Origin of the sequence: Variovorax flavidus (genome assembly GCF_030317145.1) — a bacterium.
Lineage (GTDB): Bacteria > Pseudomonadota > Gammaproteobacteria > Burkholderiales > Burkholderiaceae_C > Variovorax > Variovorax flavidus.
On the sequence record NZ_JASZYE010000004.1, the window covers coordinates 1 to 18,005 of the forward strand.

18 protein-coding genes are annotated in these 18,005 nt (G+C 64.9%); 12 read left to right on the forward strand and 6 right to left on the reverse strand.

What is annotated here, in order from left to right; all coding sequences use genetic code 11:
* Both QTH90_RS19835 and QTH90_RS19840 read left to right on the forward strand, forming a co-directional pair.
* The coding region (locus QTH90_RS19835) for a TonB-dependent receptor (protein ID WP_286666296.1) at positions 1-190 on the forward strand (190 nt) is incomplete at its 5' end.
* A gap of 22 nt (positions 191-212) precedes the next feature.
* Complete coding sequence (locus QTH90_RS19840; RefSeq protein ID WP_286666297.1) at positions 213-845, forward strand: phosphoribosyltransferase; 633 nt, start codon at positions 213-215, stop codon at positions 843-845.
* Between the two features lie 18 nt (positions 846-863).
* On the opposite strand, the gene metK is transcribed toward QTH90_RS19840, so the two are convergent.
* The gene (metK, locus tag QTH90_RS19845) at positions 864-2,045 is read right to left on the reverse strand and encodes a methionine adenosyltransferase (protein WP_286666298.1); all 1,182 of its coding nucleotides are present in this window, start codon (positions 2,043-2,045) and stop codon (positions 864-866) included.
* A gap of 184 nt (positions 2,046-2,229) precedes the next feature.
* Here metK and QTH90_RS19850 point away from each other — a divergent pair, with 184 nt between their 5' ends.
* The gene (locus QTH90_RS19850) at positions 2,230-3,108 is read left to right on the forward strand and encodes a lysophospholipid acyltransferase family protein (RefSeq protein WP_286666299.1); all 879 of its coding nucleotides are present in this window, start codon (positions 2,230-2,232) and stop codon (positions 3,106-3,108) included.
* Positions 3,105-3,989 carry an LpxL/LpxP family acyltransferase gene (locus QTH90_RS19855; protein ID WP_286666300.1) on the forward strand — a complete coding sequence of 295 codons (885 nt, stop codon included), beginning with the start codon at positions 3,105-3,107 and terminating at the stop codon, positions 3,987-3,989. Before QTH90_RS19850 ends, QTH90_RS19855 begins: the two co-directional genes overlap by 4 nt.
* Before the next feature lie 14 nt (positions 3,990-4,003).
* On the opposite strand, the gene QTH90_RS19860 is transcribed toward QTH90_RS19855, so the two are convergent.
* Together QTH90_RS19860 and yihA are read right to left on the reverse strand one after the other, a co-directional pair.
* Positions 4,004-4,918: an alpha/beta fold hydrolase gene (locus QTH90_RS19860; protein WP_286666301.1), complete on the reverse strand. Its 915-nt coding sequence runs from the start codon at positions 4,916-4,918 to the stop codon at positions 4,004-4,006.
* Between the two features lie 75 nt (positions 4,919-4,993).
* Entirely contained in the window at positions 4,994-5,734 is a 741-nt protein-coding gene (yihA, locus tag QTH90_RS19865) for a ribosome biogenesis GTP-binding protein YihA/YsxC (RefSeq protein ID WP_286666302.1), read from the reverse strand.
* Between the two features lie 70 nt (positions 5,735-5,804).
* Between yihA and QTH90_RS19870 the strand changes: the two genes are divergently transcribed.
* The 5 genes from QTH90_RS19870 (at position 5,805) to msrQ (ending at position 11,809) form a co-directional block, all read left to right on the forward strand.
* Complete coding sequence (locus tag QTH90_RS19870) at positions 5,805-6,479, forward strand: c-type cytochrome (protein ID WP_286666303.1); 675 nt, start codon at positions 5,805-5,807, stop codon at positions 6,477-6,479.
* A 106-nt stretch (positions 6,480-6,585) separates the two neighbouring features.
* Positions 6,586-8,727 carry a cytochrome c biogenesis protein ResB gene (locus QTH90_RS19875; protein ID WP_286666304.1) on the forward strand — a complete coding sequence of 714 codons (2,142 nt, stop codon included), beginning with the start codon at positions 6,586-6,588 and terminating at the stop codon, positions 8,725-8,727.
* Complete coding sequence (ccsB, locus tag QTH90_RS19880; protein WP_286666305.1) at positions 8,724-10,040, forward strand: c-type cytochrome biogenesis protein CcsB; 1,317 nt, start codon at positions 8,724-8,726, stop codon at positions 10,038-10,040. The genes QTH90_RS19875 and ccsB overlap by 4 nt, the downstream gene beginning before the upstream one ends.
* Positions 10,041-10,155: 115 nt before the next feature.
* Positions 10,156-11,154 (forward strand): protein-methionine-sulfoxide reductase catalytic subunit MsrP, encoded by a 999-nt coding sequence (msrP, locus tag QTH90_RS19885; RefSeq protein WP_286666306.1) that lies wholly within the window; start codon positions 10,156-10,158, stop codon positions 11,152-11,154.
* 13 nt (positions 11,155-11,167) lie between these two features.
* Positions 11,168-11,809 carry a protein-methionine-sulfoxide reductase heme-binding subunit MsrQ gene (gene msrQ / locus QTH90_RS19890; protein WP_286666307.1) on the forward strand — a complete coding sequence of 214 codons (642 nt, stop codon included), beginning with the start codon at positions 11,168-11,170 and terminating at the stop codon, positions 11,807-11,809.
* Here the strand turns inward: msrQ and lysA are convergent.
* On the reverse strand, positions 11,787-13,073 hold the full coding sequence (gene lysA / locus QTH90_RS19895) for a diaminopimelate decarboxylase (protein WP_286666308.1): 1,287 nt from the start codon (positions 13,071-13,073) through the stop codon (positions 11,787-11,789). The two genes, msrQ and lysA, sit on opposite strands and share 23 nt — an antisense overlap.
* Complete coding sequence (gene lptM, locus QTH90_RS19900; protein WP_353506623.1) at positions 13,070-13,285, reverse strand: LPS translocon maturation chaperone LptM; 216 nt, start codon at positions 13,283-13,285, stop codon at positions 13,070-13,072. Before lptM ends, lysA begins: the two co-directional genes overlap by 4 nt.
* A 36-nt stretch (positions 13,286-13,321) precedes the next feature.
* On the opposite strand from lptM, the gene cyaY reads away from it, so the two are divergent.
* Entirely contained in the window at positions 13,322-13,654 is a 333-nt protein-coding gene (cyaY, locus tag QTH90_RS19905; protein WP_286666310.1) for an iron donor protein CyaY, read from the forward strand.
* A gap of 4 nt (positions 13,655-13,658) precedes the next feature.
* Here cyaY and QTH90_RS19910 read toward each other — a convergent pair whose 3' ends face one another.
* Positions 13,659-16,067 carry a penicillin-binding protein 1A gene (locus tag QTH90_RS19910; RefSeq protein ID WP_286666311.1) on the reverse strand — a complete coding sequence of 803 codons (2,409 nt, stop codon included), beginning with the start codon at positions 16,065-16,067 and terminating at the stop codon, positions 13,659-13,661.
* A 241-nt stretch (positions 16,068-16,308) separates the two neighbouring features.
* Between QTH90_RS19910 and QTH90_RS19915 the strand changes: the two genes are divergently transcribed.
* Together QTH90_RS19915 and QTH90_RS19920 are read left to right on the forward strand one after the other, a co-directional pair.
* A complete protein-coding gene (locus tag QTH90_RS19915) occupies positions 16,309-17,388 on the forward strand; it encodes a pilus assembly protein PilM (protein WP_028249285.1) in 1,080 nt (359 codons plus the stop codon).
* Positions 17,385-18,005, forward strand: a complete 621-nt coding sequence (locus tag QTH90_RS19920) for a PilN domain-containing protein (protein WP_286666312.1) — start codon at positions 17,385-17,387, stop codon at positions 18,003-18,005. The genes QTH90_RS19915 and QTH90_RS19920 overlap by 4 nt, the downstream gene beginning before the upstream one ends.

An 18,005-nucleotide genomic window follows, 5' to 3' on the forward strand; every position in this document is an offset into this window, starting at 1 on the left:
GGTCGCGCTGTTCGCGGGCTACGTCAAGAAGTGGCAGCGCTGGGAGCTCAATGCCTTTGCGCGCATCGACAACCTGCTGGACAAGCGCTATGTCGGCTCGGTGATCGTCAACGAAGGCAATGCCCGCTACTTCGAGCCGGCCCCGGGGCGCAACTGGACGGTCGGCATGGGAGGCGCGTATCGTTTCTGAATTCCGGCTGCAAGGAGTGCAAATGGAATTCAAGGATCGACGCGATGCGGGACGCTTGCTCGCGAATGCGCTCGGCGCCTGGCGCGGGCGCTCGGATCTCCTGGTGCTGGGGTTGCCGCGCGGTGGCGTACCGGTGGCGTGGGAAGTCGCACAGTCCCTGCGGGCACCGCTCGACGTGCTGGTCGTGCGCAAGCTCGGCTTTCCCGGGCAGGAGGAATTCGCCATGGGCGCGATCGCGTCCGGAGGCGTGCGCGTGATGGGCGATATCGACGGCGCCTGGCCGGTGTCGGAACGGGCAGTCGAGGCCGTGGTGACGCGTGAGCAAGCCGAGTTGGCTCGGCGCGAGCGCCTCTATCGCGGCGAGCGCGCGCCGCTCGCGCTGGCTGGAAAGGTCGTGCTGCTGATCGACGACGGCCTGGCGACCGGGGCCACCATGTGCGCCGCCGTGAAGGCCGCCCGGATGGGCCAGCCCCAGCGCATCGTCGTGGCCGTGCCGGTGGCTTCCCGAGAGGCGGTCCAGAGCGTGGGTGCGCTGGCGGACGAGGTCGTCTGTGTTTCCACGCCCGAGCACTTCCGTGCCGTGGGTCTCTGGTACGAGGACTTCGGCCAGACCAGCGACGAGGAGGTCTGCGAGTTGCTGCGCAGACCTTCCTGATTCAGCGGCGGATGGTCTTCAGAGACCGGCCGCGGCGCGCAGGGCGGCTGCGTTGGCCGTGCTTTCCCACGTGAACTCGGGCTCTTCGCGGCCGAAGTGGCCGTACGCTGCCGTCTTGCCGTAGATCGGGCGCAGCAGGTCGAGCATCTGGATGATGCCCTTCGGGCGCAGGTCGAAATGTTCCTGCACCAGCGCTGCGATCTTCTCGTCGGAGATGACGCCCGTGCCTTCGGTGTAGACCGTCACGTTCATCGGCTTGGCCACGCCGATCGCGTAGGCGACCTGGATCTGGCACTGGCGTGCAAGACCAGCGGCCACGATGTTCTTGGCCACGTAGCGTGCGGCGTAGGCGGCCGAGCGGTCGACCTTGCTGGGGTCCTTGCCCGAGAAGGCGCCACCGCCGTGCGGGCAGGCGCCGCCGTAGGTGTCGACGATGATCTTGCGGCCTGTGAGGCCGCAATCGCCTTGCGGACCGCCGATGACGAAGCGGCCGGTCGGGTTGATCAGGTAGCGCGTGTCCTTGAGCCACTCCTTGGGCAGCACGGGCTTGATGATCTCTTCGATGATGGCTTCGTTGAACGATGCCTTCATCTTGGTCGGCGTTTCGCTCTGGTCGGGGTGGTGCTGCGTGGAGAGCACGACGGTGTCGATGCTGTGCGGCTTGCCGTCCACGTAGCGCATCGTGACCTGGCTCTTGGCGTCAGGACGCAGGAAAGGCAGGCGGCCGTCCTTGCGCAGCTGCGCCTGGCGCTCGACGAGGCGGTGCGCGTAGTAGATCGGCGCGGGCATGAGCTCGGGCGTCTCGTCGCAGGCATAGCCGAACATCAGGCCCTGGTCGCCGGCGCCGGTGTTCAGGTGGTCGTCGCTCGCGTGGTCCACGCCCTGCGCGATGTCGTTGGACTGCTTGTCGTAGCAGACCATGACGGCGCAGCCCTTGTAGTCGATGCCGTAGTCGGTGTTGTCGTAGCCGATGCGCTTGATGGTGTCGCGCGCGACCTGGATGTAGTCGACATGCGCGTTGGTCGTGATCTCGCCGGCCAGCACGACCAGGCCGGTGTTGGTCAGGGTCTCGGCCGCAACGCGCGAGCGCGGGTCCTGGGCAAAGATCGCGTCGAGAATCGCGTCGGAGATCTGGTCCGCCACCTTGTCGGGATGGCCTTCGGAAACGGATTCGGAAGTGAAGAGGAAGTCGTTCGCCATTTTGATGAAACTCCATGAAGGTTCGATTGGCGCGTTGCCAACCCAGATGGAGCCTTGGCGAACGCTTTAGCAGTGGTGTTTAACGTCGCCCTGCAAGTAGTTCCATAACTCAGCGACAATTTGCATTCTATTCGAGCCGCGCTGTAGGCTGCGCGCGCGTCCTGTTTCACCCTCCCATTTGTCGATGATTTCTCTCTTCCGTTTGCTCGCCCGAGTGCCGCTGCCCGTGATGCACGCGATCGGCGGAGGGTTGGGCTGGCTGGTCTGGTGGCTGGCGCCGGACTACCGCAGGCGCTTCCGGGAAAACGCCGAAGCCGCCGGATTCACGCCGGCGCAGTACCGTCCCGCGATCACCGCCGCCGGCGCCATGGTTGGCGAGCTTCCCTGGGTCTGGGCGCGTCCGCAGGGCGAAAGCCTGCTGCCGAAGATCGTGCGCTGGGAAGGCGTCGAGGCGTTCGAGGCCGCGCTGGCCGCGCGCAAGGGCGTGATCCTCGTTTCCCCGCACCTCGGCAGTTGGGAGACCCTCGGGCAGGCGGTTGGCGAGCGCTTCTTCGAAGCCTACGGGCCGATCACGGCGCTGTTCAGGCCCGCTCGCAAGAAATTCATGGCGGAACTGATCGCCGGCTCGCGGGACCGCCCCGGCCTGCAGACCTTGCCCACGACCGTGGCCGGCGTGCGCGGCCTCATCCGTACGCTGCGCAACGGCGGCTATACCGGCCTGTTGCCGGATCAGGTGCCGCCGCTGGGACAGGGGGTCTGGGCCCCGTTCTTCGGCCGGCCGGCCTACACCATGACGCTGTTGCCGCGCCTCGCGCAACAGACGGGCGCCCGCGTGTTCCTCGGCGTGTGCGAGCGGTTGCCGCGTGGCGCGGGCTACGCCATCCGGTTCGAGCCCTTCGACGGCACCGCCATGAGCGACCCCAAGGCGACGCCCGAGGCCGCCGCAACGGCGATGAACGAAGGCATTGCACGGCTGATTCGCCGATTGCCGGGCCAGTACGTGTGGGACTACGCGCGCTACAAGCAGCCGCGCGCAGAAGCGGAAGCCGAGGTGGCTTCGTGAGCCTGACGTCGAGACTCGGCATCGCCTTCATGCGAACGCTGGCGCATGTGCCTTTTCCCCTGGTGCGAGGTTTCGGCGCGCTGCTCGGGCCCGTGCTCCACGTCGCCGCGGTGCCTCGCCGGCGGGTGGTGGATGCCAACCTGGCCGTGTGTTTTCCGGACAAGTCGCCCGCCGAACGCCGCCGCATGGCGCGCGAGACCTTCGTCTACGTGGCGCAATCCTGGCTCGACCGCAGCTGGCTCTGGCACGCGCCGGAAGAGGTCGTCGCGCGGCGGCTCAAGGTGCATGGCGCTGCCAGGGAAATCGACGAGATCGCCAACGGCCACGAGCCGACGATCCTGTTCGCACCGCATTTCTACGGCCTGGATGCGGCGGCTACTGCGCTGACGATGCACACGGCACGGCCATCGACCACCATCTACACCACGCAGCGGGATCCGATGGTGGACGAATGGATCCGCGAAGGCCGCAAGCGCTTCGGCAACGTGATCACCCTGAACCGTGTCGACGGCATCAAGCCGATCATTGCGGGGCTGCGCAAGGGCGGCTTGCTGTACCTCCTGCCCGACATGGATTTCGGACGGGATCAGACGGTCTTCGTGCCCTTCTACGGCGTGCAGGCTGCCACGGTGCCGTCGCTGTCGCGCTTCGCGCGGCTGGGACGGGCCAAGGTGGTTCCGATCGTCTCGAAACTCACCAAGGATGGGTATGAGATCGAGGTGCTGGAGGCCTGGAAGAACTTTCCGACCGACGACGTGATGGCCGACACCGCGTTGATGAACCAGCGCCTGCAGGGCTACATCGACACGATGCCGTCGCAGTACTACTGGGTTCACCGCCGCTTCAAGACCCGCCCCGAGGGCGACCCTCCGATCTACTAGGGCGGCCGGGTCTCCTAGGAGGTTCGCCGTATGAAGGCTTCGATCTCGCTGGCGACGAACTGCGGCTGTTCGTGGATCAGCCAGTGCGTCGCACCCGGCATCTTCTTGAGATCGAGCTTCGGGACGTAGTCTTCCAGCCCTTCGAGCAGGCCCGGCAGCAGGGCCGAATCGTCGAGGGCCCACAGCACGAAGGTCGGCGCCGCGACCGTGAGCCGTTCGCGCGGCAGCGTGGGGATCTGGGGGGCCGGCTGGCCGGGGGCCGCCGGCTTCATCGGCGTGACGCGATAGAGATTGCAGGCGCCGGTCAGGCCCGCATTCCAGACCTCCCGGTACTGATTCTTCACGTCTTCCGTGAGCCAGCCGAAGCCGTCCGGCCCGGCCTTCATCAGGGTGAAGAAGGGCCACATGCGCCGATAGTCGTCGGCCGACAGCAGCGCTTCGGCATCGGGCCGGGCCAGGAAGTTCATGTAGGCGCTCGCGGCCTGCTGCGCCGGGTTGTTCAGCAACTCGCGCGTGAAGGTGCCGGGGTGCGGCGAATTGATGATGACCAGCCTGCCGAGCTTGTCGCCGTGCTGGTTCGCGTAGCCCCAGCCGAAGGCGCCGCCCCAGTCATGCGCCACCAGGACCTCGATCCTGCCATCGGGGTTCTCGCTCGCCGCGAGTTCGGCGACGTCCTGCACCAGGAGGTGGGCACGGTAGGCCGACACCTCGGTGGGGGAGCTGGACTTCTCAAAGCCGCGCAGGTTGGGCGCGATGCAGCGAAATCCGCCGTGCTCGGGCTGCGCGAAGTACTCGAGCAACTCGTCCCAGATGAAGGCGGCTTCGGGAAAGCCGTGCAGGAACACCATCAGCGGCCGTCCCGGCGTACCGGTCGCGCGGCAACTGAGGGTGGTGCCGTTCGGCAGCGTGCGGGCGAAAGTCTCGATCACGGGTTGTCTCCTTGTTGCTCTCGGTTGGATGTCTCGAATTCAGCCAGAGAGGGGAGAGCCGCCGTGGCCGGTCCCTCAGCCCTGTTCGTCGACCTGGGGAGCCGGCTCCGCGGGCTTCTCGCCCTCCGGGTGCGCCCAGCGCCAGAGCAGCTCGGCCGCCTCGTCCACCCCTTGAAGTTTCAGTGCCGAGAAGAGTTTGACCTCGCCGCCGCCGGCCTGCAGTCGCGCAATCGACAGTGCCTTGGCGCCGTCCGAGCGGGTGAGCTTGTCTGCCTTGGTCAGCAGCACCAGGAACTTCAGCCCCTGTTCGACCCTGGGGCGGATGACATCCAGCAGGATCTCGTCCAGTTCGGTGAGTCCGTGGCGCGGGTCGCACATCAGCACGACGCCCCTCAGGTTCTCGCGCGTCATCAGGTAGTTGCCCATCACGCGCTGCCAGCGCAGCTTGGCCTCGCGGGGCACGGCGGCATACCCGTAGCCCGGGAGGTCGGCCAGAACGGCGTCGTCGATCTTCTGCTTGCCGACGCCGAACAGGTTGATGTGCTGCGTCCGGCCGGGCGTCTTCGATGCGAAGGCCAGGCGCGTCTGCTGCGTGAGCGTGTTGATCGCGGTCGACTTGCCGGCGTTGGAGCGGCCGACGAAGGCGATCTCGGGCAGGTCGAAGGCGGGCAGATGCTCCAGCTGGGGCGCGCTGGTGAGGAAGTGGGCGGTGTGCAACCAGCCTCGGGCGACGCGGGCGCGTTCGGCGGCCGCGGCGTCCACGGCCGGGGCCGTGCGGGAGTAGGGTGCGGCCGGCTTGCGCGGCGGGGTGGTCATCAATGAGCTTTCGGAACGGGGCGCCATTGTAGAATCGCCGGGTTTTGCGCCCTAAATCTAAGCCCCCGATATGAAGTTGTTTGCCAAATTTCTGCTTGCAGCCCTGTTGGGCATCGCCGCCAGTGCCAGCTTCGCCGCCGGCGAGCATGCCGCCAAGCCGGCAGCCGAGGCGCCTCCCAAGGCGGCCAAGCCCGATCCTGCCAAGGGGGACACGATCTTCAATGCCACGCCGGCCAACAGCCAAAGCTGCGCCTCGTGCCATAACGCTGACGGCAACTCGGCCATCGCGGCAAACCCCAAGCTGGCGCAGCAGCATCCCGAATACATCCTCAAGCAGCTGCAGGACTTCAAGTCCGGCAAGCGCAAGAGCGCGATCATGAAGCCGATGGCTTCCGCCCTGTCTGACGAAGACATGCGCAACATCGCCTGGTTCGTGGGCTCCAAGAAGATCAAGACCGGCTTCTCTAAGGAGAAGGACCTGGTCGCGCTGGGCGAGCGCATCTTCCGCGGCGGCATTGCGGATCGCCAGATTCCTGCCTGCGCAGGCTGCCACAGCCCCGACGGCGCCGGCATCCCGGCCCAATACCCGCGCCTCGGCGGCCAGCACGCCGACTACACGGTGGCGCAACTCGTCCAGTTCCGCGACAACGTCCGCCTGAACTCGGCGCCGATGAACGGTGTTGCCGCCAAGCTCAACGACCGCGAAATCAAGGCCGTGGCCGACTACATTGCCGGGCTGCGCTGATTCCCAGCGGTTCAGCTTGAACTAACCGCCGATAACAAACCCCAAACAAGGCGGGCCGATCCAGCAAGGATGGCCCGCCTTTTTTGCTTCCTACGGTTCGCTCCACATGTCAGTTTCCACCCACGGCCTTCGAGTCCGTCGCGGCCCCCAGGTGGTCCGCGCGGCGGTGGAGCTGTTGTCGTCGATGCGCTTCGCTATTGCGCTGCTGACGATCATCTGCATCGCATCGATCATCGGCACCGTGCTCAAGCAGCACGAGCCCATCAACAACTACATCAACCAGTTCGGGCCTTTCTGGGCCGAGGTGTTTCGCGCGGCGAGGCTCGATTCGATCTATAGCGCCTGGTGGTTCCTGCTGATCCTCGCGTTTCTGGTGATCAGCACCTCGCTGTGCATCGCCCGCAACACGCCGCGCATCCTGTCGGACCTGAAGACCTACAAGGAAGGCATCAGGGTCCAAAGCCTCAAGGCCTTCGGCCAGCGGGCCGAGACGGTGCTCGACGAAACGCCGGACACGGCGGCCAACCGCATCGGGCAATTGCTGGCCACCGGGGGCTGGAAGGTCAAGCTGCAGCATCGCGATGGCGACGGCTGGATGGTGGCCGCGCGTGCGGGCGGGGCGCACAAGCTCGGCTACATCGCAGCGCACAGCGCGATCGTGCTGGTGTGCATCGGCGGCTTGCTCGACGGCGACCTGATCGTGCGGGCTCAGACCTGGTTCAACGGCAAGAGCGTCTACACCGGCGGCGGCCTCATCGCCGATGTGCCGCCGCAGCATCGCCTGTCGCCTCGCAACCCGACTTTCCGCGGAAACATCCTGGTGCCCGAGGGCGCGCAGTCGAGCGTTGCCATCCTCAACCAGTCGGACGGGGTGCTGCTGCAGGATCTGCCTTTCTCCATCGAGCTCAAGAAATTCATCGTCGACTACTACTCGACCGGCATGCCCAAGCTGTTCGCGAGCGAGGTGGTGCTGCACGATCGCGAGACCGGCAAGCAGATTCCGGCGCGCATCGAAGTGAATCACCCGGCGAGCTACAAGGGCATCGAGATCTACCAGTCGAGCTTCGACGACGGCGGCTCGACCGTGAAGCTCAAGGCGGTGCCGATGGCCGCCGCGGCCAAGCCTTTCGAGATCGAAGGCACGATCGGCGGCAGCTCCGAGATCACCAATGGCACCGACCGCCTCACGCTGGAGTACACGGCGCTGCGCGTGATCAACGTCGAGAACTTCGCTGAGAGCAACGGTGGCGCCATGACGAGCGGTGCCGACGTGCGCAAGGTCGATCTGCACAACAGCCTCGAATCGCGCCTGGGTGCGGCCAACAAGACCAACAAGCCCAAGGTGTTGCGCAACATCGGGCCGAGCGTCGGCTACAAGCTGCGCGATGCCGCGGGGCAGGCCCGCGAATACCAGAACTACATGGTCCCGGTCGATACCGGCGATGGCCAGCCGGTCTTTCTGCTCGGCATGCGGGAGCGGCCCGAGGAGCCTTTCCGCTACCTGCGCGTGCCGGCCGACGACAAGGGGTCGATGGAGACCTTCGTGCACATGCGCGCGACGCTGGCGGATGCCGATGCGCGTGCGCGTGCCATCGACCGCTACATCGCGCGCGCGACCGATCCGAAGCGTCCCGAACTCGCCAATCAGCTTCGCACTTCCGCCGCGCGCGCCCTGGCGTTGTTCGCGGGCGCCGAGCGCGCCAAGACAGACGCCGTGAGCACCGGCGGCTGGCAGGCCATCGCCGAGTTCATGGAAGCCAACATTCCCGAGGGCGAGCGGGAACGCGCGGGCGCGGTGCTGGTGCGCATCCTCAACGATGTCCTGTTCGAGGTGCTCAACGTGAGCCGCGAGAAGGCCGGCCTCGCGGCGATGCCGCCGGACGAGAAGACGCAGACCTTCCTTACCCAGGCGGTGCTGGCCATCAGCGATGCCCATTTCTACCCGGCCCCGGTGGCACTGATGATGACGGACTTCAAGCAGGTGCAGGCCAGCGTGTTCCAGGTCGCCCGTGCCCCTGGCAAGAACATCGTCTACCTGGGCTGCCTGTTGCTGATCATCGGCATTTTTGCGATGCTGTACGTGCGTGAGCGCAGGCTGTGGGTCTGGCTGGCGAAGGACGACACTCACCCGCGCGGCACGGCGGCCACCATGGCCTTTTCGGTCAATCGCAAGACCATCGACAGCGATCGCGAATTCGAGCACCTCAAAGACAAGCTGCTCGCCATCAGGAAAGACTCGGCGTCATGACCACCACCACCCTCACGCTCAACGACAGCTGGCTTTCGCGCCGCAACGCCTTCGACTGGGTATTCGCGGTCCTGGTGGTGGCGGGCGGGCTCTTTGCATTCGCGCGCTATGCCGGCTCGATGGACTACTACGAAAAGACCATCCTCGTGGCAGCCATGCCTGCGGCGATCTGGCTCGGCTGGTTCTGGCGTCCGCTGCGCGTGCTGGCGATCGTCGTTGCGGGCGCGGCGCTGCTGGCCATCGCGTCCTACCAGGGCGACCTGGCGCGCGCCGATTCCGTTTTCTGGCTCAAGTACTTCCTGTCGAGCCAGTCCGCCATCCTCTGGATGAGCGTGCTCTTCTTCATGAGCACGCTGTTCTATTGGATCGGCTTCTTCGGCGGCAAGCAGGGCGACACGATGGACCTGATCGGCTCGCGCCTTGCATGGGCCGCCGTCACCATGGCCCTGATCGGCACGATGGTGCGCTGGTACGAAAGTCATCAGTTGGGCCCGGACATCGGCCACATTCCCGTCAGCAACCTCTACGAGGTGTTCGTCCTGTTCTGCTGGCTGACGGCGACCTTCTATCTGTACTTCGAATCGCGCTACGGCACGCGTGCCCTGGGCGCGTTCGTGATGCTGGTGGTGAGCGCCGCGGTCGGGTTCCTGCTCTGGTACACGCTGGTGCGCGAAGCCCATGAAATCCAGCCGCTCGTCCCGGCGCTGCAGAGCTGGTGGATGAAGCTGCACGTGCCGGCCAATTTCATTGGCTACGGTACTTTTTCGCTGGCGGCGATGGTCGCGTTCGCCTATCTGATCAAGGAGCAGGCGAGCGAGACGCGCTGGTACAAGCTCACGCCGATTTGGCTGCTGGGCGTGGCGCTGTGTTTCGTGCCGGTGGCGTTCCGCCAGCGCGTGCAGGAGGCCGGCGGGAGCTACTGGGTGGGTTACGCGGCCCTTTCGGCCCTGATCGCCGCAGGCATCCTGCTGGGCCGCAAGCGCATCGCTGCACGCCTGCCCGCGAACGAGGTGCTGGACGACGTGATGTACAAGTCCATCACGGTCGGCTTTGCCTTCTTCACGATTGCCACGGTCCTCGGCGCGCTGTGGGCGGCCGACGCATGGGGCGGCTACTGGAGCTGGGATCCCAAGGAAACCTGGGCGCTGATCGTCTGGCTCAATTACGCGGCCTGGCTGCACATGCGTCTGGTGAAGGGGCTGCGCGGCACCGTGGCCGCGTGGTGGGCCCTGGGCGGTCTGGCGGTGACGACCTTTGCCTTCCTCGGCGTCAACATGTTCCTGAGCGGCCTGCACAGCTACGGCACCCTGTAGGCGTCGTCGCGCCGAAATTTCGCCATGAACTGAACCGACGGCGCGTTTTTCGCGTAACCGGATCATCGTTGGCAACGAACTCATCTGGGCACAGCAATTCAGGCGAAAGGCAACCATGTTGATTCAATCCCGTGAGAACGGCTTCATTCATCCGCTTTCGAGCGAGATCACGCCGCGGGGCGTCTATGAAGGCCGGCGCGACATGCTCAAGTGGCTGGCCAGCGGCGCGGCCGGTGCGGCCATGGCGTCATGGGCGGCACGCGATGCGCTGGCGCAGGCGGCGGCGCCGGGCAAGCTGGCGCCATTGCCTGGCGTGAAGTCGACGGTTCCGGGCGCGCAGACCATGGAGAAGGTCAGCGACTACAAGGACGCGACCAGCTACAACAACTACTACGAGTTCGGCACCGACAAGGGCGATCCGGTCAAGAACGCCGGCACGCTCAAGACGAAGCCGTGGACCGTCGAGGTCGAAGGTCTCGTCAAGAAACCCGGCAAGTACGGCATCGAGGATCTGATCAAGCTCAGCGCGCAGGAAGAGCGCATCTACAGGCTTCGCTGCGTCGAGGGCTGGTCGATGGTCATTCCGTGGGTGGGCTATTCGCTGGCCGAGCTCATCAAGAAGGTCGAGCCGCAGGGCAATGCCAAGTACGTCGAGTTCATCACGTTGGCCGATCCCAAGACCATGCCCTTCGTGGGCTCGCGCGTTCTGGATTGGCCGTACGCCGAGGGACTGCGCATGGACGAGGCGATGCATCCGCTCACCCTGCTGACCTTCGGCATGTATGGCGAGGTACTGCCCAACCAGAACGGCGCGCCGGTGCGCATCGTGGTGCCGTGGAAATATGGCTTCAAGAGCGGCAAGTCGATCGTCAAGATCCGCTTCGTCGAGAAGGAGCCCGGCACGGCCTGGAACAAGGCGGCGGCGCAGGAATACGGCTTCTACTCCAACGTGAATCCGAACGTCGACCATCCGCGCTGGAGCCAGGCGACCGAGCGCCGCATCGGCGATGGCGGCGGGCTGTTCGCCAAGCGCACCAAGACGCAGATGTTCAACGGCTACGAAGCGCAGGTCGGCCAGCTCTACGCGGGCATGGACCTGAAGAAGTTCTACTGAAGCCGGGCCTGCCGTGAACAAGCTCCTGATGCACCCGGCGGCCAAGCCGCTGGTGTTCGTGTTGTGTTTGCTGCCGTTTGCGTGGCTGTTCTACGGTGCACTCACCAACGGGCTGGGCGCCAATCCGGCGGAGCACCTGATCCGCTCGACCGGCGACTGGACACTTCGCTTCGTCTGCATCGTGCTGGCGGTCACGCCGCTGCGGGTGATGACCAAGACGAATGCGCTGGCGCGCTTCCGCCGGATGCTGGGCCTGTTCGCGTACTTCTACGTCGTCGTGCACCTGCTGAGCTACAGCTGGTTCGACATGGGTTTCGACGTGCCGGAGATCGCCAAGGACATCGCCAAGCGACCGTTCATCCTGGTGGGCTTCTCGGCCTTTGTGCTGCTGACGCCGCTGGCTGCGACTTCGTTCAACCGGGCCATCAAGGCATTGGGCGCGAAGCGCTGGCAGACGCTGCACAAGCTGGTCTACGCCATTGCCGGCCTGGGCCTGCTGCACTTCTTCTGGATGCGCGCGGGGAAGAACAACTTCGCCGAAGTGTTCGTCTACGCAGCGATCGTCGCGGTGCTGCTCGGCTGGCGAGTGTGGAACTACGCCAGCAAGAAACCGCGCCCGGGCGGCGCCGCGCTCAGCCGGCCAGCCGCTCGCTGAGCAACTGGTCGTCGATGGTTTCGCGTCGGCGAATCAGCGTGGCGCGCCCACCACTCACCAGCACTTCGGGGGCACGCCCGCGCGTGTTGTAGTTGCTGGCCATCGCCATGCAGTAGGCACCCGCGGAAAGCACCGCGAGGAGGTCGCCCGATTGCACCTTGAGTGCGCGGTCGCGGCCGATCCAGTCGCCGCTCTCGCAAACGGGGCCCACGACGTCGTAGGTGAGCGCGTCGGTGTCGCCTCGTTCCGCCTCCACGGGGACGATCTGGTGGAAGGCTTGGTACATCGCCGGCCGGGGCAGGTCGTTCATCGCCGCATCGACGATGCAGAAATTCTTGTCCTCTCCGGGCTTGGTATAGAGCACCTCGGTGACGCACACGCCTGCGTTGCCGACCAGCGAGCGGCCGGGTTCGACGATCAAGCGGCGCTGGCCGAAACCTCGCGCGTCCAGGCGCGCCAGAAGCTGGTGCCAGAGCGCATCGGCCGCGGGCGGTGTGTCGCCGTTGTAGTCGATGCCGAGGCCGCCGCCGAAGTCCAGGTGGTGCAGAGCCACGCCGGTCTTCTCGATGGCTTCGACGAGGTCGAGCACGCGCTCCAGCGCCTCCAGGTAGGGCGAGGCGTCGGTGATCTGCGAGCCGATATGGCAGTCGATGCCGACCACCTTCAGGCCCTTCAGAGAGGCGGCGTGCTGGTAGATCGCGACAGCGCGGTCATGGGCAATGCCGAACTTGTTGCCCTTCAGGCCGGTCGAGATGTAGGGGTGCGTCTTCGGATCGACGTTGGGGTTGATGCGCACGCTGATCGACGCGACGCGGCCTTCCTCGAGCGCAACTTCGTTGAGCACGTCGATTTCGGCTTCGCTTTCCACGTTGAAGCATCCGATGCCTGCGGCGAGCGCCTGGCGCATTTCGCCGCGCGTCTTGCCGACGCCGGAAAAGATCACCTTGGCCGGATCCGCGCCCGCAGCAAGCACGCGGGCAAGTTCGCCGCCAGAGACAATGTCGAATCCGCAGCCGGCTTCGGCGAAGACGCGCAGGACGCCGAGCGACGAGTTGGCCTTGATCGCATAGCAAACCATGGCGTCGCGACCCTCGAACCCGCGCTGGTAAGCGGCCAGGGCGTCGAGCATCCATTGCCTTGAATAGACGAAGAGAGGCGTGCCGTACTCGCGTGCCAACGCGGAGAGCGGTTGGCCTTCGACGTGAAGGATGCCGTCCTTGCGTGCGATGTGCGGGTGGCCTGGCAGGCGTGCAGTGGTGTTCATTCGGCGTCCCCCTTCTTGGCGGGGGTGTTGCTGGCAGGCGAGGGCGACTGGGCCGGCTTGGCTGCCGCATCCGGAGCGGACGAGCCCGGCAGCAAGAGTTCCGGAAGGGTTGCGCGGTTCTTCGCGGCAGCTTCCGTCGGCAGGTAAAGCGCACCCCTCTGGCCGCAGGCGGTCAGGCCGACCCCAACGAGCGCGAGGCCAACGGCGCTCACTAGAATTTGACGAACATTCAACATGGCGAAATTGTAATGACCGACCCTGAGTACATGGACCGCGCGGAAGCAGCGCTTGCAGCGATCGAACGAAGCTGCGATCGCATCAATGACGCGACCGACGTCGACATCGACAACCAGCGCGTGGGCGGCATGATCACGATCACCTTCGGCAATGGCAGCCAGTTGATCGTCAACCTCCAGAAACCGTTGCAGGAAATCTGGCTGGCCGCCCGTTCAGGCGGCTATCACTACCGCCACGACGGCAATGCCTGGGTCGACACCAAGACGAGCGAGGAATTGTTCGGCAACCTGTCGCGCGAAGCGACGCTGCAAGCCGGCCAGCCGCTGGAATTCGCGGCCGACTGATTCGTCAGTTGCGGAACAGGTCGAGGATCCGGTTGCGCTCTTCCGGTGCCGGTGCAGCGCCGATCGGCGCGCCCGAGACGGCCTCGGCCGGTGGCGTCGGTCCGCTTTCGACGCCCAGCGTCGCGACGCCGCGGCCCGGCGCGTAGTCGTCGTAGTACCACTCGCCGCCGACGTTGACCACACCCGAGGGCGCCGGCACTTCGGCGACAGGAACGCCCTTGATGGCCGTTTCCATGTAGGTGATCCAGATCGGCAGGCTCAGGCCGCCGCCCGTTTCGCGATCGCCGAGCTTGCGTGGCGTGTCGTAGCCCATCCAGGCCACTGCGGTCATGGTCGGCTGGAAGCCGGCGAACCAGGCGTCCAGCGAATCGTTGGTGGTGCCGGTCTTGCCGTAGATGTCGGTGCGCTTGAGGGTGGCCTGGGCCTTTGCCGCGGTGCCGCCGCTCGCCACCGATTGCAGCAGGCTGTCCATGATGTAGGCGTTGCGTTGCGGGATGGCGCGCAGGGTTTCGTTGAGCAGCGGGGGCTGCTTGTCGACCAGCACCTTGTCCTTGTGGTCGGTCACGCGCGTCACGAGGTAGGGGTTCACGCGGTAGCCGCCGTTGGCGAACACCGAATAGGCCGTGGCCATCTGCATCGGCGTGACGGAACCGGCACCCAGTGCCATCGGCAGATAGGCGGGATGCTTTTCGCGCTCGAAGCCGAAGTTGGTGATCCAGTCCTGTGCGTAGCGTGTGCCGATCGACTGCAGGATCCGGATCGACACCATGTTCTTCGACTTCATCAGCGCGCGACGCATGGACATCGGTCCCTCGAAGTTGCCGTCGTAGTTCTTGGGCTCCCAGGGTTGGCCGCCGGTCGTGCCCGCGTCGAAGAACAACGGCGCGTCGTTGATCACCGTTCCAGGGGTGAAGCCCTTTTCGAGTGCAGCCGAATAGATGAAGGGCTTGAAGCTCGAACCAGGCTGGCGCCACGCCTGCGTGACGTGGTTGAACTTGTTCTTGTCGAAGTCGAAGCCGCCGATCATGGCCTTCACGGCGCCGTCGCGCGGGTCCATGGCGACGAAGGCGCCCTCGACCTCGGGAAGTTGCGTGATTTCCCATGCGCCCTTGGGCGTCTTGGCGACCCGGATCACCGCGCCGCGGCGAATCCTGATGTTGGGCGGTGCCTTGTCCGACAGCCCCGATTGAGCGGGCTTGAGGCCGTCGCCGACGATCTGCAGGGTGTCGCCATTGCCGCGCACCGCGGTGATCTCCTTGGCGTTGGCCTTCAGCACCACCGCCGACATCACGTCGCCGTTGTCCGGATGTTCCGCCAGCGCGTCGTCAACTGCCTCGTCGAGTTCTTTCGGATTGTTGGGCAGGTCGACGAACTTCTCGGGGCCGCGATAGATCTGGCGGCGCTCGTAATCCATGATCCCCTTGCGCAGGGCCCGATACGCTGCAGCCTGGTCGGCGGCGACGAGGGTGGTGTAGACCTTGAGTCCGCGCGTGTAGGTGCTGTCGCCGTACTGGGCATACATCAGCTGCCGCACGGTTTCAGCGACGTATTCGGCATGCAGGCGGGTCGGGTCCGCGGCGTCGCGCAGGTGCAGTTCTTCCTTCTTGGCTTCGGCTGCCTGGTCGGCATTGATGAAGCCGGCTTCCTGCATGCGGTCGATCACGTACAGCTGACGACCGCGCGCGCGGGCCGGGTTGTTGACCGGGTTGTTGGCGCCGGGCGCTTTCGGCAGTCCGGCCAGCATCGCTGCCTGCGCGATCGTGATGTCCGACAGCGGCTTGCCGAAATAGGCTTCCGATGCCGCCGCGAATCCGTAGGCGCGGTTGCCCAGGTAGATCTGGTTCAGGTAGATCTCGAGAATCTGGTCCTTGGTGAGCAGATGCTCCAGCTTGAAGGTCAGCAGAACTTCATAGATCTTGCGGGTCAGCGTCTTTTCGGAGCTCAGGTAGACATTCCGGGCCACCTGCATCGTGATGGTGGAAGCCCCCTGGCTCTTGACCCGGTTCATGTTCGCGAGACCGGCGCGCAGCATGCCTTTGTAGTCGACGCCGCCGTGGTCGTAGAAGCGGGCGTCCTCGGCCGCCAGGACGGCGTCCTTCATCACTTTCGGGATGGTCGAGATCGGTGTGAGATTGCGGCGCTCCTCTCCGAATTCACCAATCAGGATGCCCTCGGAAGAAAAGACACGCAGCGGCAGCTTGGGGCGGTAATCCGAAAGTTCGGATATATCGGGCAGGTTCGGGTAGGCGACCGCCAGTGCGACGGCAATCACGCAAATCACGGCAACAACGCCCGCGGCTGCGATCCCCAGACCCCACAATACGATCCGCATCAGCCAGGTCAGCCAGGCTGCGCGTTTGGGTTTGGAAGAGGGGGCCTTGGATGGCCCTTTGGGTCGAGATGTTTCGGGCATTGAGGCTGTTGGAGTCAGCGAGCATTATAAAAACGTGGCTCTTCAAGACGGTCGGTCTGAAGCAGTTAAGCCCCAAGTACTCTTATTTGTGACGTAAGTTGCAGATCGGAACCGTTACGTCGACTTTTGACAACGATTGGCACCGCACTGGGGATTCGCCGCTTGGTTGGCGTTGTACCTTGCTGCTAGCATGCAACCACTCGCAATTTTTTCCAATCGTTACAAACGGATGGGATCGAACTTGACTGCTCTGGGATCCTTGTTTCGCCGTCAGCCCGCGCCACTGCTCGGGTTAGACGTCAGTTCGTCCAGTGTCAAACTGGTCGAGCTTGGCCGTGACGCGAGCGGCAAGTTGGTACTTGAGCGCTGTGCAATCGAGCCGCTCGAGCGTGGCTGGATCACGGACGGCAACGTGGAAAAGTTCGACGAAGTCGCCGAAGCTGTTCGCCGCGTCGTGCGCAAGAGCGGCACGCGTACCAAGAACGTCGCTTTGGCATTGCCGCCATCTGCCGTCATTACCAAGAAGATTGTCCTGCCGGGCGGCATGAGCGAGCAGGAGCTCGAAATTCAGGTCGAGTCCGAAGCCAATCAATACATTCCCTTTTCGCTGGATGAAGTCAGCCTCGATTTCTGCGTGATTGGCCAGAGCGCCAATTCGGCAGGCGACGTCGAAGTGCTGATTGCAGCGTCCCGCAAGGAAAAGGTCCAGGACCGCCAAGGCCTCGCCGAGGCGTCCGGCCTGAAGGCCGTGATTCTGGATGTGGAGTCCTATGCTTCGCGCCTTGCCACGGCGCGCCTGATCGAGCAGCTTCCCGGCCAAGGCCGCGATGCGGTGGTCGCGCTGTTCGAGGTCGGCGCGTTCACGACCAGCATGCAGGTCTTGCGCAACCAGGAAGTGCTTTACGACCGCGATCAGGCTTTCGGCGGTGCGCAGCTGACGCAACTCATCGTCCGGCAGTACGGCTTTTCCGCGGAGGAGGCCGAAGCCAAGAAACGGAGCGGGGAATTGCCCGATGACTACGGATCGGGCGTGCTCAAGCCTTTCGTGGCCAGCATCGCGCAGGAGATCGCCCGGGCGCTGCAATTCTTCTTTACCAGTACGCCGCACAACCGCGTCGACTATGTCTTGCTGGCAGGGGGCTCCGCAGCGCTGCCGGGCCTGACCAGTGCCGTCACGCGCCAGACCTCCTTTGCCTGCTCGCTCGTGAATCCGTTCGATGGAATGGAAATCGGCAGCGGAATCCGTGAGAAGAAGGTGCGACGCGAAGCGCCGTCCTATCTGACATCGTGCGGCCTCGCGATGCGGAGGTTCCTGCAGTGATCCTGATCAACCTGCTCCCCCACCGGGAGGCTGCGCGCAAGCGCCGGCGCGAGACCTTCTACGCCACGCTGGGACTCTTCGCAGTGCTTGGCGGCGTGATCGCCGGCATGGCATTCCTCTGGTACCAGGCACAGATTTCCAGCCAGCAGTCGAAGAACAGCCTGCTGCAGTCCGCGATCACCAAGCTCGAAGGGGAGATCAAGGAAATCTCGACCCTGCAGGCTGAAATCGCGGCCTTGCGGGCCAGGCAACAAGCTGTCGAAGACTTGCAGGGCGATCGCAACATGCCTGTGCATTTGCTCAATGAACTCGTTCGGCAGCTGCCAGACGGCGTCTACCTGACGAGCATGAAGCAGGACAATCAGGCCGTCACGCTGCAGGGCATGGCTCAATCCAATGAGCGGGTGTCCGAACTGCTCCGCAATCTCGGCAACAACAGCCCGTGGCTGGTCAAGCCGGAACTCATTGAAATCACGTCCGGCACCGTCAGCCTGAGCCCGCGCGATCAGCGTCGCGTCGCGAACTTCACGATGCGCATCGGCCTCAAGCGACCCACCGATGCACAGAAAGCCGCCACGCCCGCGGGCAAGGCCGCGGCGCCTGCAGCCAAAGGATAG